Consider the following 1,611-nt stretch of genomic DNA (forward strand, 5'->3'; position numbering starts at 1 on the left):
TAGAGATCGCGCACGCTAGCTATATCGAGGTCAAACGCGCGGGCTCACAAGCACTACTTTTTACAAATCCTATCTGCAAAAAAACTGGGCGTAAATTTGCCCCAGTGCTTACAAATATCTACGGCTCGAAAATGGCGCTTGAGCTGATATTTGGCGTGCAGCCTGATGAGATCGCAGCTGAGATAGAGAAGCTTTTAAAGCCCAAAAAACCTGAGAATTTTAAAGAGAAGCTTGACTTTTTGGCCTATCTTTTTAGCATGAGAAAGATTTTTACAAAAAGGCTAAAAGGTGAGGGCGAGTGCCAGCAGGTCAAATTTATTGGCGAGCAGGCCGATCTTTTGAGCCTGCCTGCGCTAAAGACGTGGCCGCATGACGGAGGTACTTTTATCACGATGGGGCAGGTCTATACGCAAAGCCTAGATGGAGCGCTGCAAAATTTAGGCATGTATAGACTGCAAATTTATTATAAAAACCGCCTTGGCATGCACTGGCAGATCCACAAAGACGGCGCAAATTTCTTTCACGAGTACAAGCGTGCGGGTCGTAAGATGCCAGTCTCTGTGGCGATCGGCGGCGATCCACTCTATATATGGTGCGCTCAAGCGCCGCTGCCAAAGGGCGTCTTTGAGCTGCTACTTTACGGCTTCATCCGCAAAGAGCCAGCAAAGCTTGTAAAGTCGCTAACCAATGAAATTTACGTCCCGCACGACGCCGACTACGTGATAGAGGGCTTTGTCGATACGACTAAGAGCGAGCTTGAGGGGCCATTTGGCGATCACACCGGCTTTTATACGCCAGTTGAGCCGTTTCCAGTGATGGAGGTCACGGCGATAACTAGCAAGCAAGACCCTATCTTTCACGCGACCGTGGTTGGCAAGCCGCCGCTTGAGGATAAATATATGGGCTGGGCGACTGAGCGCATTTTCTTGCCGCTTTTGCGAACGACCGTGCCAGAGCTACTTGACTACAATATGCCTGAAAATGGCGTCTTTCATAACCTTATCCTAGCCAAGATCAACGCCCTTTATCCAGCACACGCAAAGCAGGCTATGCACGCGTTTTGGGGAGTTGGACAGATGAGCTTTGTAAAGCATGCGATCTTTGTGGGTAGCGATGCACCAGAGCTAGCAGAATACGACAAATTTGCGGACTTTGTGCTTGATAGATTTGGCAGCGAAAGTGTACTGATAAGCCAAGGTGTGTGCGATCAGCTCGATCACGCCAGTCCAAACTCGTGCTTTGGCGGCAAGCTAGGCATCGATGCGACGCAAGACTTTTGCAAATTTACCCCTGCGGTTTTAAGCAATGACGAGCTTTTGGCTAAATTTCAAAGTATTTCGCCAAATGTTAAGGAGCTTAGGCAGTTTAAAAAGCAGAGTAAAACGCCTATTTGTGTGATTAAATTTGAAAAAGATCGCCCTGTAAAAGAGCTCTTTTCTAAGCTTTTGGAGTTTAGAGAATTTTTCAAGCTTCTAGTCGTCGTAGATATGCAAAACTACCTAGAAAACCCATATATGCTGCTTTGGCGCGTGACAAATAACATAGATGCCTTGCGTGATATCTATATAGATGGCGAAAATTTCTGCGTGGATGCGACGAGCAAGAGTGAGC

At 47.2% G+C, this 1,611-nt stretch carries 1 protein-coding gene; it reads left to right on the forward strand.

Annotated features, from left to right (window positions below; all coding sequences use genetic code 11):
- Positions 1-1,611 (forward strand): menaquinone biosynthesis decarboxylase (locus CYO89_RS10230; protein ID WP_103598204.1); only part of this gene is annotated, 1,611 nt, incomplete at both ends.

Source organism: Campylobacter concisus (assembly GCF_002913765.1).
GTDB classification, from domain to species: domain Bacteria; phylum Campylobacterota; class Campylobacteria; order Campylobacterales; family Campylobacteraceae; genus Campylobacter_A; species Campylobacter_A concisus_BB.